Origin of the sequence: Mucilaginibacter sp., from assembly GCF_028287845.1 — a bacterium.
GTDB lineage: Bacteria > Bacteroidota > Bacteroidia > Sphingobacteriales > Sphingobacteriaceae > Mucilaginibacter.
This window is the reverse complement of sequence record NZ_JAQBOW010000119.1, coordinates 1-15,990: the sequence shown is the minus strand read 5'-3', so window position 1 is coordinate 15,990 and position 15,990 is coordinate 1. Positions and strand designations below refer to the sequence as shown.

The 15,990-nt window shown below is 38.1% G+C and carries 14 protein-coding genes; 3 read left to right on the top strand and 11 right to left on the bottom strand.

The window, feature by feature from the left end:
• Positions 1 to 473: 473 nt before the first annotated feature.
• Together JWP71_RS12280 and JWP71_RS12275 are read left to right on the top strand one after the other, a co-directional pair.
• Positions 474 to 1,022 carry a DUF2911 domain-containing protein gene (locus JWP71_RS12280; RefSeq protein ID WP_299500325.1) on the top strand — a complete coding sequence of 183 codons (549 nt, stop codon included), beginning with the start codon at positions 474 to 476 and terminating at the stop codon, positions 1,020 to 1,022.
• Positions 1,023 to 1,113: 91 nt separating this feature from the next.
• On the top strand, positions 1,114 to 2,187 hold the full coding sequence (locus JWP71_RS12275) for a DUF3810 domain-containing protein (protein ID WP_299500323.1): 1,074 nt from the start codon (positions 1,114 to 1,116) through the stop codon (positions 2,185 to 2,187).
• Positions 2,188 to 2,255: 68 nt separating this feature from the next.
• On the opposite strand, the gene JWP71_RS12270 is transcribed toward JWP71_RS12275, so the two are convergent.
• The 11 genes from JWP71_RS12270 to JWP71_RS12220 all read right to left on the bottom strand — a co-directional run bounded on the left by JWP71_RS12270 (position 2,256) and on the right by JWP71_RS12220 (position 14,766).
• Positions 2,256 to 2,510, bottom strand: coding sequence for a hypothetical protein (locus JWP71_RS12270; RefSeq protein ID WP_299500321.1), 255 nt, complete (start codon positions 2,508 to 2,510; stop codon positions 2,256 to 2,258).
• A 164-nt stretch (positions 2,511 to 2,674) separates the two neighbouring features.
• Positions 2,675 to 2,971, bottom strand: coding sequence for a thioredoxin (gene trxA / locus JWP71_RS12265; RefSeq protein ID WP_299500319.1), 297 nt, complete (start codon positions 2,969 to 2,971; stop codon positions 2,675 to 2,677).
• A 13-nt stretch (positions 2,972 to 2,984) separates the two neighbouring features.
• A complete protein-coding gene (locus JWP71_RS12260; protein WP_299500317.1) occupies positions 2,985 to 3,497 on the bottom strand; it encodes a hypothetical protein in 513 nt (170 codons plus the stop codon).
• Between the two features lie 266 nt (positions 3,498 to 3,763).
• The gene (locus JWP71_RS12255) at positions 3,764 to 4,930 is read right to left on the bottom strand and encodes a Gfo/Idh/MocA family oxidoreductase (RefSeq protein WP_299500314.1); all 1,167 of its coding nucleotides are present in this window, start codon (positions 4,928 to 4,930) and stop codon (positions 3,764 to 3,766) included.
• 2 nt (positions 4,931 to 4,932) lie between these two features.
• The gene (locus JWP71_RS12250) at positions 4,933 to 5,829 is read right to left on the bottom strand and encodes an MBL fold metallo-hydrolase (protein WP_299500311.1); all 897 of its coding nucleotides are present in this window, start codon (positions 5,827 to 5,829) and stop codon (positions 4,933 to 4,935) included.
• A 69-nt stretch (positions 5,830 to 5,898) separates the two neighbouring features.
• Entirely contained in the window at positions 5,899 to 7,572 is a 1,674-nt protein-coding gene (locus JWP71_RS12245) for an ATP-binding protein (RefSeq protein WP_299500309.1), read from the bottom strand.
• Positions 7,573 to 7,580: 8 nt separating this feature from the next.
• Positions 7,581 to 7,886 carry a circadian clock KaiB family protein gene (locus JWP71_RS12240; RefSeq protein ID WP_299500307.1) on the bottom strand — a complete coding sequence of 102 codons (306 nt, stop codon included), beginning with the start codon at positions 7,884 to 7,886 and terminating at the stop codon, positions 7,581 to 7,583.
• On the bottom strand, positions 7,886 to 8,191 hold the full coding sequence (locus tag JWP71_RS12235) for a circadian clock KaiB family protein (RefSeq protein WP_299500327.1): 306 nt from the start codon (positions 8,189 to 8,191) through the stop codon (positions 7,886 to 7,888). Before JWP71_RS12235 ends, JWP71_RS12240 begins: the two co-directional genes overlap by 1 nt.
• The gene (kaiC, locus tag JWP71_RS12230; protein WP_299500305.1) at positions 8,184 to 9,923 is read right to left on the bottom strand and encodes a circadian clock protein KaiC; all 1,740 of its coding nucleotides are present in this window, start codon (positions 9,921 to 9,923) and stop codon (positions 8,184 to 8,186) included. Before kaiC ends, JWP71_RS12235 begins: the two co-directional genes overlap by 8 nt.
• 276 nt (positions 9,924 to 10,199) lie before the next feature.
• On the bottom strand, positions 10,200 to 13,226 hold the full coding sequence (locus JWP71_RS12225; RefSeq protein ID WP_299500303.1) for a DUF2723 domain-containing protein: 3,027 nt from the start codon (positions 13,224 to 13,226) through the stop codon (positions 10,200 to 10,202).
• 205 nt (positions 13,227 to 13,431) lie between these two features.
• Entirely contained in the window at positions 13,432 to 14,766 is a 1,335-nt protein-coding gene (locus JWP71_RS12220; protein ID WP_299500301.1) for a dihydroorotase, read from the bottom strand.
• A 199-nt stretch (positions 14,767 to 14,965) separates the two neighbouring features.
• On the opposite strand from JWP71_RS12220, the gene JWP71_RS12215 reads away from it, so the two are divergent.
• Positions 14,966 to 15,990, top strand: a 1,025-nt coding sequence (locus JWP71_RS12215; protein WP_299500298.1) for a CHASE3 domain-containing protein, incomplete at its 3' end; no start/stop codon positions are given.

Here is a 15,990-nt window from a genome sequence, read left to right as displayed (position 1 = left end):
GCATTAGCGGGAACAGCCAAAAACAAACATAATAATCCGCTTAAGCCTGTTAACATCAAATATTGAGATATCCTTTTCATAATGATTTTATAATTTAAACAGCGTTTTCAAGCGCTGTTATTTATATAGACTAAAAAATAGCCAACGGTTTAATCCCCATATAAATATATAGATAAAAAGCCATCCAACTTTACCACACGCTGACAAAAAATACTTATTGGTGGGTATTTTAACCTATACAGAACAACCATAAAAAAAACCCTTGCCTTTTGGGCAAGGGCCAACTCACAACAATTGTTTAACCTCAGGTCTATAAAACCTTCAGTCAATTCCTAACTGCAAGGTGAATCAGTGTTATAACAGTATATACTTAAGTTGGTTTTAAATTTTTTGAATAGAAATTCATTTTATAAGCTTGCACCAATCAAATTTCAAGCTATCTTTATACTGTAAACCAAATAAAGTTTAAGATCATGAAAAAAGTATTTCAATTACGGGCAATGGTTTTCCTGGCATTTGCACTTTTAGTTTCAACTATAGGCTTTGCACAAAATAAGGCTAAGGTTATTGCAAGCCCACGCGATAGTGTATCAGGAAAGGTGCATGGTGCAACCATCACCATTAATTATGGCAGCCCATCAGTAAAAGGGCGTAAAATATTTGGCGGACTAGAGCCTTATGGTAAAGTATGGAGAGCTGGTGCCAATGAAGCTACCACCTTTACAACTGATAAAGATATTATGGTTGAGGGCAAAAAATTACCCGCTGGTAAATATGATTTGTTTGCTACACCGGGCGAAAAGGAGTGGAAAGTTATTTTTAACTCTAAACATGCTAGTTGGGGCATAAAGGGTGCACCGGGCGGTGGTCATGTGGCAAGTGACGACCCGGCAACGGACGTTTTGGTTGCAACCGTTACACCTAAAACAGTTGAACTTACTGAGCGTTTAAAATATGTAATTACCAGTAAAGGTTTTGAATTGGTATGGGAAAACGTATCAGTACCGGTTTCTATAAAATAATTGAAATTTATTATATTTAAAAGCCCCCGATCGCCGGGGGCTTTTTTGTTTATAGCTGGTTATATAGCATAACCTTATATTTGCATTGTAAATGCCGTATCAACTCAATAAATTACAAAGAAGATTGTTAGCTATTGCAGTATTGGCAATCGTAATCTTTTTGCTATCTGTATTTGAAGATCATCCGGCGGCTGTTGAGCATTATTATTCCGAGGGACTGTATGTGTTTGTTTGTCGGTTATTACATCCTGTTCTTAACCTGTTCCCTTTCAGCGTTGGCGATGTGGTTTATATTGTTGTTATAGCTTATTTGATATATTTCTTAGTCAAACTTATTGTACTGGCTTTTAAAGGACAGTTTAAACGTATAGGTAACTATTTATTAGATTTGATTATAGGCGTACAGGCAGGGCTGCTGATTTTTTACTTGTTTTGGGGGGTGAATTATTTTAGGCCATCGGCGGCTCAACGGCTCGGGCTACGGGATACTAACTATACTTTAACTAATTTACAGGCTGTTACCTGTATCATTATTGATAGCGCAAACGCTTGCCGCGCACGCATTAACAAAGCAGATACCTTACAGGGTAATGCTGCCATATATCAAACAGCAATAAATGCGATAAGTAAGCTTTCTGCCGATTCGGCTAACTTTCGTACCTGGCACCCGGGCATAAAGTCATCATTGCTTACCCCATTTATGAATTATCTGGGCACTTCCGGTTATTATAATCCGTTTACCAGCGAGGCGCAGATGAATTACCAAATGCCTGTTTTTGAGCGCCCGTTTGTTGCCTGCCATGAAATGTCGCACCAAACAGGTTATGGGCCAGAAGATGAGGCTAACTTTGCCGGATTTTTAGCGGGTATAAATTCGGATGACAGATTGTTGCGTTATTCTGCCTACCAGGCAGCTTTGGATGAATGCATGCATGCCCTGCGACGCAGAGATACGGTAGTTAATAATGAATTAAAAACCCATATATCAGCAGCAGTACGGAACGATTTTAAGGCCCAACGGGCTTATTGGCGGTCTTTTAGGGGACGTGTAGGTATACTAAGCAGTATTTTTTATGACGATTATCTAAAGGTCAATAATCAGCCTCATGGCATGGATACTTATAATCAAATGGTGTTACTGTTAATGGCGTGGTACAGCAAATAATCATTATTAAATTTGCTATTTTTAAAACACTCACTCTGCTTATTAAATGCTTTTTATAAATAGTATGCTTAAAAAGCGTACGAATAATAATTGCTTAAATGCTTTTCAAGCTGATCCATCAGCGCTTTTTTTAACCTGCCCTTATAGCATACTAATTTATTTTCAGGCGTATAGCTAACCTCACCTAATACTTCGCCTTGCTTTATAACCTTGAAATTACCCGCCAGGCTGGGTAAAACGGTTAAGTTATGTTCTTCATTAGCCAGATTTATCAATATATGAAACTGGCGCTGCGGTATAAATCCTGATGGCTGTAACAACATAGTAATCCGGTTTTAAGATGTTTACTAATATTTGAAAAGTGCATATAAATATAACAAACTATTAGATATAATAGTATAAATTAATTTAATTTCTATTCTGAGAAGTTATTATCTAAATATGATTGTTTAATATGAACCCTGCTATAAGTAAATATTAAATTTGCTTACAGATATTGCGATATAATTTGCTGCAACTGGTTAGCTTGTACTACGCCGCTTTGCCGCCATTTTATTTCGCCTTTTTGAAATATTATTAACGTTGGTACGCTTTGAACTTTATAAGCGCTTGCTGCTGCGGGATTTTTGTCGATATCGATCTTTATTACAGTTACTTTATCACCCAGGTTGCTTTTAAGCTGTTGTAAAATAGGTGGCATCATTTTACATGGGCCACACCACTCGGCCGAAAAATCAACCAGTACAGGTTTTTCTGCTGCTATAATTTCCTGGAAATTTGCCATAATATGTTTTTAATTATAATACAACTCCGGCTTCTGTAAATAACAGTTGACCCTTACCGGCCAGTGCAGCTGTTGCATACCCGTTATTATTTATAAACAACTTTTCATTTTCGGCAGATATACGAAGCCCTTCGGTTTCAAAATCGCCGCTGATACGTATAACCACAACAGGGGCATGTACTTCCAATTCGGCTACAATATAATGCTCTAATCTCATGGCAGACTCATCATCCAATTGATGTATATTTAAAACTACCAAACCAGCCGGATTTAAAACTTTAACATAATCCCGTTGGGTTTCCACTGTGAAAACAGAATTTACTTCAACAACATTGTCAATAATTATAATAGAGTTTCCATTTACATCTTTAATATCAGCATCAATAGATAAAGCAGATCCGGGTTTATCATTGTGATAGATAGACCTTATTTTTATTATCTCTTTTGAGTACTGAGCATCAGCATAACTAATAACGCCATTAGGAACTATAAAGGCACTTGTGCCTATAATAAATGCATATTTCATGGTTTGTTGGATTTACTTAATCTTAATGCTATAACCATTAAGCTTAAAAAATGTGTTAGGTATTTTAACAGAATCTCCCGTTTTTATAGGAATCATACTAATTAGTCTGTTTTTAGTTATCTACACTTTAAAATTACAAAGCACATGTATACAGCTTTAAGTATTATTTCCCCCAGGATTGGAGAGATTTGGTGATACAGATGATGTGATAAATCAGTTAGCTGTTGCCGGTTAGCCATAATTAACAACTGCCAACTGTTCACTGTCTACGGCAAAGTGATACGCTGCGCATTTTTCTGCGCCAATAGTGCCAGTTCGGTTGCTAAAAAGCAATGTTCTTGCGGCATAGCTGTTTCTGTACGGTTAAGTATATCGTTAATTAGTTGCTCACCAAATGGCAGGTAATCTTTACTGCAATCAATATAGCGTATTTCTTTTTGGTTGGCGATGAAAAGATGGTCGCCACCCGGGCGCCCGGCTATATCCAAAGTTTTTCTAACTTCTATATAACCGTCTGTTCCTAATATAGTTAGTCGGCCATCACCAAATGTAGGTATAGCATCAGGAGTAAACCAATCAAGCCTAATGTAGCCCATGCCCCCATTTCCGCGTAGCATCACATCGCCAAAATCCTGTATTTTTGGATATTGCGGATGATTTATATTGCCAATTTGTGATGCGACAACCTGCGCCTTGGTTGTGCCTGTAAAATATAAATACTGGTCAAATTGATGCGAGCCAATGTCGGTTAATATCCCCCCGCAATATTGCGGATCAAAAAACCATTCGGGGCGTGATTTTGGGGTCATTTTATGCGGGGCAATATTAATGGTTTGTATAACTTTGCCTATTGCACCGGCTTTAACCAATTCGCTTGCTCTAACAGTTGCCTTGCTTTCAAACCGTTCGCTGTACATGATGGAGTAAATACGTTTGGTTTCTTTCTGTACTTTTCGCATCTCGGCTAATTGTGCTAACGTTATGGCACCGGGTTTGTCAGACAGGTAATCTTTACCATGCTTCATAACACGGATACCCAAGGGTGCCCGATCAACCGGTATGCCTGAGCTTAATATTAATTGAATAGAAGGATCTTCTAATATTTCATCCTCGCTACCTGCCAGTTTTGCCTGCGGGAATTTTTTGGCAAACGCTGCTGTCAGATCAGGTTCTTTAGCATAAAAAGAAATTAATTGCCCGCCACCACGGGTAACAGCATCTACCATACCATTAATATGGCTGTGATTAATACCGATAACAGCAAACCGTAGCCTGGTTGCTATTTGTTTAAAAGGAATATCTGCCGCAGGCTCATAAATCACTTTTCCGGATAGCGCTTCAACGGGTAGGGTAGGCAGCAGCATTAAACCTGCTGCTGCGGTTGTTGTATTTCTAATAAAATTGCGTCGGTTAAATTGCTGTTTTTTTAACATAGTTAAATGCTGAACTCGTCGTAAGCTGCCGAAAGACTGCGTTGTATACCGTCTCCCTGCCATTCGGTTACACCGGGTATAGAGGTTGCTTTTAGTATATCATCTTTTGATTTGCCCGCTTTAATTTCGCCGCTAACAAATGCCGCCAGCTTCTCCACATAATTTTGCATAGCTTTCAAATCATCCAAACTGCCTGTAACCTTTACCGGATCATAAGCGTGGCCAAATACAAACAGCGTATTTTTATCGAATTGTTTTTGAGCTTTCTCTAACACTACGGCCCAGTTTTTTACAGAAGCCCCGGCGGTACGGTCAATATATGGGTACATGCGGTTAAATACCAGGTCGCCGGTATGTACAATGTTGGCGTTTTCAAAATGTATCATAGCATCACCATTGGTATGGCCCGGCCCCCAGTAATGAGCGCGTATGGTTTCATCGCCCACTTTTGTTTTCCATTGGTCGGCAAAGGTAATATTAGGGTATAATTGCTTATCCTCTGCATTTGCTTTAACAGCAACGGCTTTTTGATTTATAAGCGAGTTTTGATGGGCCGCAACATTTTTAGCCAATCCCTTAAATGCTATATTACCACCGGTATGGTCGCCATGATGATGGGTATTTATTAACCACTGAAATGGCAGGGTTGATTGCTTTTGCAATTCGGCAATAACATGTGGGGCCGTGTCGGCAAACTCGGCATCTACCACAACTATACCATCTTTATTACTTAACCAGGCAATAGTACCGCCACGTTCTGTAAATATACCCATGTTACTGCGCAGGGGTTTAAATTGATAAGTTGGGTCTGCTATTAATGATGCTAAACTTCTTTTACTTAAAAGCGTTAAGGCGCCCGCGGCTACGGCGGTGGTTGCTAAAAAATTACGGCGTTGCATAGGTGTTGAATTTTTATTTGAAGGTACTAAATAAAAATAGTTATAAACAAATCTGAACGAGGCCTTCGCTTAAATTGACATTTGTTTTATCAAAGGCAGATCAAAATAGAAGGTTGAGCCTTTACCGGTTTCGCTGCATACACCAATTTTCCCATAATGATTATTAATGATCTCTTGCGATATATAAAGCCCCATGCCTAACCCGCTCGACATGTATTTTTTATCCTCTACCCTGTAAAAGCGCTCAAATATGCGCTCTTTTTGCTCATCAGATAACCCGATGCCAAAATCGGTAACAGAAATTCTTGCATTATTGCCATGATTTTCGGCTTTAATAATAATATTGTTATTTGATGGCGCATATTTTACTGCGTTATTTATCAAATTCATTAATACCTGTTCCAGGCGTTCTTCATTGCCATTTACTATAAGCCCGTTTTCGGTTTGGGTCCTAATACAATGCGATGGATAAATATGCTTTGCATTTTCAACGCAGGCATTTGTAAGCGTGGTAACATTAACAGGTATAAGCTCGTATTCTAATCTGCCAGCTTGGATCTTGCTTACATCCAACAGGTCATTTACCAACCGCTGCAATTTGTTAAGCGCAGTATTGGCTTTATCAATATATTGTTTTATTACAGGAGGTAATTCCTCTTTTTTGTAACTCATTAATTGTAAATACCCTTTAAGGCTGGTTAAAGGCGTTTTAAGTTCATGGCTGGCTATGCCTATAAACTCATCTTTTTTTTCGATTTGCTGCTTTTGGTCTTCAATATCAGTAGCTGTGCCCACCCAAAAAAGAATTTCACCGTCATCGTTTCGCAGCGGAACAGCTCTGTTTAAATGCCAGCGATAGCTACCATCAAAACGCTTATACCTATTTTCAACCTCAAACACCCCACCAGATTTTAGCGCGGCGTTATATTTTTCCATAGTTAGCCGCAAATCATCAGGATGTACCACCTCCTGGCGGCCCAATTCTTTAATCTGATGAAAAGTGAGGCCTGTATAGTCATACCACCGCTCGTTATGAAAGTTAACCTCTCCATCGGACATGTTGGTCCACGTCATTTGGGGGATATTATTAGCTAATAGTTTAAAATGCTCGCGACTTATTAACAGATCGGCAGTTCTGCTTTTAACTGTATCTTCCAGTTCATCGTTCAGTTTTGCAGTAATGTTATGAGCCTCTGCCAATTGCTCATTTCTTACTTTTAATTGTTTTTCGGTATCTTTTTGTGTAGTTAGGTCGGTTAAGATAAGACTTAAAGCTAAGCCTTCATCCAGTTCAAGCGTATTGCATGATAAAAGACAGGTTATCTGTTGTTGTTGCCTGCTAATTAATTCTACTTCTTCTTTGCACTCATCTTTCCACGCAGTTTTTATTAATGAATTAAACTTATCGTGTGATTTTGCAGATACAAAAGTTTCAAAGGGTAAACCTATCACTTTTTCTAATGGCATATTTACCATTTCTGCAAAGCGTGAGTTACAGTAAAGTATTAAACCATCATGGTTAAGTGTAATTGCGCCTTCGTTCATTTTTTCAATAAACATCCGGTAGGTTTGGTCGGCAGTTTTTAAAGTATAAAGTTGGTGCCCCTCCTCGCCCTGAACTATTAAAGCATCAATTTGGCCGGTACGGATAGCATCAATTGTATCATTAGCTTCTTCCAACTGATAGCGAAGTTCATTTATTTCGCTAAGTAATTGTTCATAGGTTAATTTTGTGTGTTCCATTATAAAAATTAGCTCAGTCCAAGCCCCTTTAATACTTTATCCCGGTTAGACATATCACCTATCAGCCTGCGTTCAATACCCGGAGTTTTTTTAATAAGTAGGGGTAATGCAACTATTTGTTCGGCTTGTGCTATTAAAGGTTGCTGGTAAATATCTATTATCTCTAACTCATATTTATCCTTTAAAAAATTATCACATATCTCTTTCAGGTTTAGGATAGCGCGGGTAGAGTTTGGCGAAGCTCCGGTTACAAACAAACGTAACCGGTAAATTTCATCTTCAATATATTCGGGCATGTGTGATTGCTCTATCATTATAAGTTGCTTAAGGCTGGCCGAATGTTTAACCCGACCAATACTTTTTCTTCGTTAGACAAGTCTCCAATAATTTTTCTTATAGGCTCGGGCACCTTCCGTACTAATGTAGGGATAGCAAATATCTGGTCGCCCTCTGCCAGTTGGGGCTGTACTAACAGGTCTATCACCTCAATTTTATACTGCCCCTTTAAATGTTCCTCACAATATTTTTTTAGATTGATTAATGCCGTAGTAGACTTTGCAGTCTTGCCGGCTATGTATAACCTTAGCTCATATGCTTTTGTTTCTTTTTCCTTAACCATTTTTGCCACCTTTCTCCTTGTTATGTTCGCCCCGTCTTATATTAGTAATTTCCTCCCTGGTGCTGCTTGTCATTTGTTTTATCAATTCCTCCTGCTGATGCATTTTATTCAATTCTTCTTCTGCCGATTCAAATTCCATTTGTAAATTAGATATTTTGGCTTCTAAAACTTTACGTTTGCGTATCAACTCACGGTCCTTCCTGCTTACTGCAAAATCACGCAACATCGAGCCGGCTTTTTCCTGTAGTTTTTGAGCCTCGCGTGCAGAGCCGGTGAGTACGCCTTCAGGGCCCAGATAGACCTCTACAAGGTCCAGGCCCTTATCAGTAATAATAAACTCACGTACCTGGTTAGAGTGTTTCATGCCGCGCGATTTCATGATGTACATGCCCCGGTTACGTTCGCCGTTAAATTCAATATCCCTTACCAGTATCCATGCATCAACTAATGATGACACACCCTCGTCTGTTTGCTCATTAACAATATTATTTAAAGTTAAGGCGGTAAACATTACAGTAATTTGTTCTTCCTGTAAAAAATCTATAAGGCGTATCAGCATAGCCTTTACTTCGCTAACAGAGCCTACCGTAATTAAATTAGTTATAGGATCAAGAACAACTACATCAGGCTTGAATTTTTTGATAATCTTATAAATAGCAACCAAATGCATTTCGAGCCCATGCAAAGTAGGGCGCGAAGCATGAAATTTTAAAAGGCCCTTATCAACATGCTTTTGTAGGTCGACATCAATGGAGCGCATGTTACGGATAATCTGTTTTGGCGATTCTTCAAAAGCGAAGTAGATGCATTTTTCTCCACGTTTACAGGTTTCATTGGCAAAATAAGCGGCTATACTGGTTTTGCCGGTACCCGCCGTACCAGATACTAATATGCTGCTTCCTTTAAAAAAGCCGCACCCGTCAAGCATACTATCTAATGAAGGTATGCCGGATGAGATCCGTTTTGATGATACTTCTTTTTCTAGTTTTAATGAGGTGATAGGCAATACAGATATCCCTTCCTCATCAATTAAAAAAGGGTATTCATTAGTGCCATGTACCGATCCGCGGTATTTAATAACCCTTAAACGGCGGGTAGATATTTGGTTAATAACCCTATGATCCAACAATATTACACAGTCTGATACATATTCTTCGAGGCCCTGTCGGGTTAATGATGGGCCGTCGCCCTTTTCGCCGGTAATAATAGCGGTAACGTCTTTTTCTTTTAACCATTGAAACAGGCGGCGTAATTCGGCCCGCAGAATTGCCTGGTTATTTAATCCCGAAAAAAGATTTTCCAGTGTATCCAGTACAACTCTTTTAGCTTTAATACTATCAATAGCATATCCCAAGCGGATAAATAGCCCTTCCAGATTATATTCTCCGGTTTCTTCAATTTCGCTACGATCTATATGTACATAATCGAGTTTTATTTTTTTCTTGGCCTGTAGCTTATCAAGGTCAAAGCCTAACGATGCTACGTTCATTGTTAATTCTGATGCTTTTTCTTCAAATGCCATAAATACACCGGGCTCATTAAACTCTATAGCGCCCCTAATTAAAAACTCTAATGACATGAGTGTTTTACCGCAGCCCGCTTCGCCGCAAATTAATGTGGGGCGCCCCTTGGGCAATCCGCCATCGGTTATCTCATCCAGGCCAATAATACCGGTTGGTGTTTTAAGCAATAACGAATGTTGTGATATGATCTTTTTTAAGGATGTGCTCATTTTTAAATATACTTTTCATTGAAGCTTTAAATCTTCAGCTATTATTAAATCAGGTATTATAATATCAATCATATTTAAATTGTTTTGAAATAATTTTTTCTGTATCAAAAATTTTATACTCTTATATATAGCGTACTTAAATGATTTATAAACTTGTGGAACTACAATAGTTTATGGTTGAGAAGGGGTATTTAACTTAAAGAAACCTAACCACTATAAAAAAGAAAAGGCGATCCTGTTTAGAATCACCTTTTCTTTTTTATGCTAATAAGCTTGTTATTGTTTAAAAATGGCGGCAAACTTAGTTTCGTAATCCTTGCCCTGCGCTTGTAACTTATTGTATAAGGCAGTTTGATGATTAGTTTTTGCCTCGTCGGCCATTGCATTTATTAATTGGACACCTATTTGCGCATCGCGCGGACTAAATGTATTTGAATTAGTTGTTAACTGCGTGTAGTAATAATCTAACTGATCTGTTATATAATTATCAATGTTGGTAATATATTTTGAGCCTAAAGCAAGGTCATGTAATTGATAGGCAGTTTGTGCAATAAAAAATTTAGTGCCCGATGTACGCATATCAATATTCAGGTCAGGCATTACCGAATCATATTTATGTAAAGCTTTTAAAGCAAGATCCGAATGGTTTTCGCGTATCAGACCTTGCATCAGATCAAGGAAAGTGCTTACCATAACCGGATAGAACATGGTGGTTGATTCATGATCCAAATAACGGGCGGTTTTATAATTACCGAATTTAAATTTGTTCATCATGTTATTATACATCACCACACTATTGATTTTGCTTGCCTGGTCCCTAACAGCAGTATCAACTTTAAGCGGCATTAAGTGATAAACAAATCCTTCTTTATACAGGTAAGGCTGTAAACCTATCAGGTTTTCATTGCCAACAGTAATGGCGAAACAGATAGGCCTCTTCCAGTTATTATGTGCCAGTATATCCAACATAGCCAGGTTATCCTTCATTACATAGTTAGAAGTGTATTTCCACTTCATGGTATCGACTATCATGCTTCTTTGTGAAGCAGGTACTACACCATTTTTAATGATCTCATCGGCATTAATACTTATTTTAAAGTTTTTAGTTGGTAAATAATTAGCTATTTCGCCGCTTTGATACTGGGTCATGGTACGTTGATCATCAGATGATATAAAATCAAATACATCTTTAACTTCAACATAACCGGGTATTTTGGAATCCCTGAAATAAATCACATCACGTACGCCATCTTTATATTTATCAAAAGGCATAGTTATAGGCAATGCATCAGCATCGTTCATTTTACGCTGCATTTGGTGTATATACCAATCGCCGGTAAATAAGCTAAGGTTTACCAAACGCACATCGGGCCTTATGTTTTCAACCTCTTGGTCATACCATAAAGAGTAGGTATCATTATCGCCATAAGTAAATAAAATAGCATTTGGCGGGCACGATATCAAATAATCATAAGCCGTATCGTGCGCTGTGTGTTTTGTAGAGCGGTCATGGGCCTTCCATTCTTCGCCTGCCAGTACTGTCGGCACGGTTAATAAACAGATAGCTGTAGCTGCTAATGCCGCTGTTTGTGCCTTTAACGCTTTTTTTAATAGTTCGGCAAGTGCCAGCACGCCTAACCCTATCCATATAGCAAAGGCATAAAACGAGCCAACGTATGAGTAATCTCTTTCGCGTGGTTGTACAGATGGCTGGTTAACATATAGTATAATGGCCATACCTGTAAAGAACCATAGCAGGGCCACAATTAGCGCGTCGCGCTTTTTGCGTTTAAAATGATACCAGGCACCCAATAAGCCCAATATTAAAGGTAGGGCAAATAATGGCGTGTAAGTATTGCTATGCATTATTGATTTTGGCAAATGCTTAGCTCCATCAAAAATACCGGTGGTCCAATCGCCATCAACGTAACCTTTAAAGCCCCCCATTTGCTGCTGGCCGTCCATGTCATTTACGCGGCCTGCAAAGTTCCACAGAAAATACCTCACGTACATTTGGTAGGTTTGCCAGCTAAAAAAGAATTTTAGGTTTTCAATCATTCCCGGCACATCAGTATCACCCATTTGCAGCCATTGCCTGTAAAATTGCGGGTCCTGTCCCTCGGTACTATAAGTACGCGGGAAAATGGTGGTACGGTCATAAATATAATTTTGTTTATGGCCCGATACCTCGTATTTGGTGGCACCTTTACGGTATTGTGTCGCGCCTTCGGTTTGGTCAACTATTTTAGCATCAAAGTATGGACCTGATATTAATGGTGTTTCGCCATACTGCTCACGGTTTAGGTAGCTGTTTAGGGTGAAAGCATTATCAGGATGTGTATTATCTAAATTAGTATTAGCTGTTGCCCGTATCGGAATATAAACAAATGAGCTATAACCAAAATAAATAAATGCTACACATAAAAATGCCAGGTTTAAGAAGGCTTTTTGTTTACGTATGCTATATATAATGCCGGCTACCAATATAGCTATCAGCAATAAAAAGAAGAAGATTGACCCGCTGCCAAAACCTAAACCTAAAGTGTTTACAAAGAATAAGTCAAAAAATGCCGAAAGTTTTATGGTCCATTGCCTTATGCCAAATTGTACCAAACCCAGTATAACTATACTTACAAAGAATGCAATTAAGCCGCTTTTAACGGTTACTTTTTTGGTTCTGCGGAAATAATATACTAGCGTTAAAGCAGGTATGGTTAATAAATTAAGTAAATGTATACCAATTGAAAGGCCTATAACATAAGCTATAAATATCAACCATTTATCGGCACCGGGTTCATCAGCATGGGCATCCCATTTTAATATGGCCCAAAATACTATAGCGGTACATAATGATGAAAGCGCGAATACAATAGTTTCAACAGCCGAGAACCAAAAAGTATCAGTATAAGTAAAAGCTAAAGCACCAACCAAACCTGCACCCATAATAAGTATTGTACGCGACTTATCATTTTCGCCATCAGTAACCGGTAAAAGCTTTTTAGCCAATGCGGTAATGGTCCAAAACAGGAACATGATAGCCGCCCCGCTGGCAAGTGCCGAACCCATATTGGTAAAATAAGGCACTTTGGTATTATCGCCTAAAGACAATAAAGAAAATACTTTGCCTAACATGGCAAATACAGGGTATCCGGGTTGGTGGGCAACCTGCAAACGGAAAGCACATGAAATAAATTCGCCGCAATCCCAATAGCTCACGGATGGCTCTAAGGTTAAAATATAGGTAACAGAAGCTATTACAAAGCAAAGCCAGCCTACCAGGTTATTGATTTTTTTGTATTGCATGGATATAAGTATAGTTTTTATAGATTAGTAAATATCAGGTTTTTTATACCTTATTATAAATAAACTGCTTTAAGTAGATTAATTTTAACATAAATTAACTTTTCGGCTGCTTGCACAGGCGGCAAATATCATAAATATCCGGGAATAATGATTGATTATTTTAAGGTGAAACTACCTTGTTACACCCGCGATGATATAATTTTTATTACCTCACAAAACTCATCCTTTTACCTGCAACATCCGTTGCAAATACATCATCACTCCAGGCCAGATTGCCCGATACAATGGTGTGTATTATTTTAGATTTGAACGTAGTTCCTTCAAACGGGCTCCATTTACATTTGTATAAAATATTGCTTTTATTTACCTGCCATGGTTTGTTTAAATCAACTAAAACCAAATCGGCATAATAGCCCTCGCGTATAAAGCCACGTTTCTCTATCTCGAAACAAATAGCCACATTGTGGGCCATCTTCTCGGCTATTTGTTCCAGACTTATTTTGCCCTGGTGATAAAATTCAAGCATAGCGGGTAAAGCATGCTGCACCAATGGACCGCCCGAGGGTGCTTGTAGATAAGGGTGTGCTTTTTCTTCGGCGGTATGTGGCGCATGGTCTGTAGCTATTACATCTATACGGCCATCCAAAACACCTTTTAAAATACCAACGCGGTCATGTTCGGTTTTTATAGCGGGGTTCCATTTTATCAGGTTGCCCTTAGCCTCGTAGTCCTTGTCACTAAACCATAGGTGATGCACACAGGCTTCGGCAGTTATTCTTTTATCTTTTAGCGGAATTGTATTATCAAATAAATACGTTTCTTTTTCTGTAGATATATGCAAAATGTGCAAACGTGTATTATGCTTCTTAGCCAGGTCTACCGCCATTGATGAGGACAGGTAGCATGCTTCTTCGCTTCTTATTTTAGGATGCAAACTTACGGGGATATTATCACCCAATAATTGTTTAAAATGACTTAGGTTACTTTGTATGGTGGCTTCATCCTCGCAATGCGTGGCAATAAGCATTGGCGATTGTGCGAAAAGATTCTCCAGCGTAGCGGGATTATCAACCAGCATATTACCGGTAGATGAACCCATGAAAACTTTAATGCCGCAAACGTTTTTAACATCGGTGCGCAATACCTCATCCAAATTATTATTGGATGCACCCATAAAGAACGAGTAGTTAGCTAATGATTTGTTAGCTGCAATTTCATACTTATCTTCTAGTAATTGCCGGGTTAACGTATTGGGAACGGTATTAGGCATTTCCATAAATGACGTAATACCACCCGCAACTGCCGCGCGCGATTCTGAATAGATATCACCTTTATGTGTTAATCCCGGTTCACGAAAATGCACCTGGTCGTCAATAGCGCCCGGGAAAAGATATAGCCCTTCGGCATTGATCACTTTATCGGCAGCAAAATCAATTTGTTTGTCTATGCGTTCAATCAGGCCATCTTTAATCAAAATATCAGCAATATATTGCTTGTTTTCATTAACTATAGTGGCTGATTGGATAAGTATAGTGCTCATAAGGCAAATATAGTTTTATAGTGCGAAAGGCAGAAAACAACTGCGCACGAAAGGCTTTTTAGTTTGAACCATAATTATTGATACAGGCAATCTTACAGCATAAACATTTGATTAACAACGAGAAATGTGAAACAAAGTTATGCGTTATATGTAGTATAGCCATCTTGCACTAAGCTGATCATTTACAATTATAGCTGATATGAAACTTATTATAAGCCAGAAACTCCTTCTATTTTCATTTATAATTTTAGGCGGAAATTTTCTTTTAAGCTATGCTGTTTATAAAAGCAAGCAAAATTTGATTGAATCAGAAAAATGGGTAGAGCATACAGAGCAGGTAATTTACCAATGCGTCGCCATGTTTTCAACCAGTAACGAAATAAAAACCGCTTCCAGGGATTTTATTTTAACCAATAATAAAACTCATATACAAGAATTACATAGTGCGTCAAAAAAAGTCTTTGCCTACATAGAAAATATAAAACTGCTTACGCAGAATAATCCTTCACAGAAACCAAATATTGATTCATTGAATATTTATATGCACATGCAGCTGGCCTTTGCATTAAAAGTAATAGAAATAAGAAACAAATACGGATTAACATCAGCTATTAATTACGTTGCTATTCATAATGACAATTATTATTCGCGTCAAATTCATAAACTAACAACCATTATCCAGCAAGGCGAAGATGTTTTATTGCATGAAAGAAGGAAAGTAAATGCACGCAGTTTAGATGTATTTAACAAACTTTTCATATTTGTATTTATTTTAATGACAGGCTTTACAATTGTTATGTTGTTTGCTGTACGGAAATATTTACTTCAAACTAAAGAGAAGGAAAAACGTGCGGCCGAATTAAACTGTGCGAATGAAGAGTTACTGTTTCAAAATAAAGTGAGAGAGATTGCGGAAAAAAACTTATCCCAAAGTGAATCAAGATTAAAAGAAGCTCAGACTATAGCTCATGTAGGTAATTTTGAAGTTGACATTATCACACATTCAGAAGTATGGTCTGATGAGATGTATAAAATATATGGAATAGATAAAAATGAAGTGGCTGCTTCTAAAGAATTATTTTTATCATTCATTCATCCTGATGACTTGAATTATATAACTACAAATATAAATGAATGTTTTAAATCTTTTAAAAGCTCGGCTTCTGATTTCAGATTTATGCATAAGGATGGTAGCGTAAGGTATGCTTATAGCGAAGCGAGATT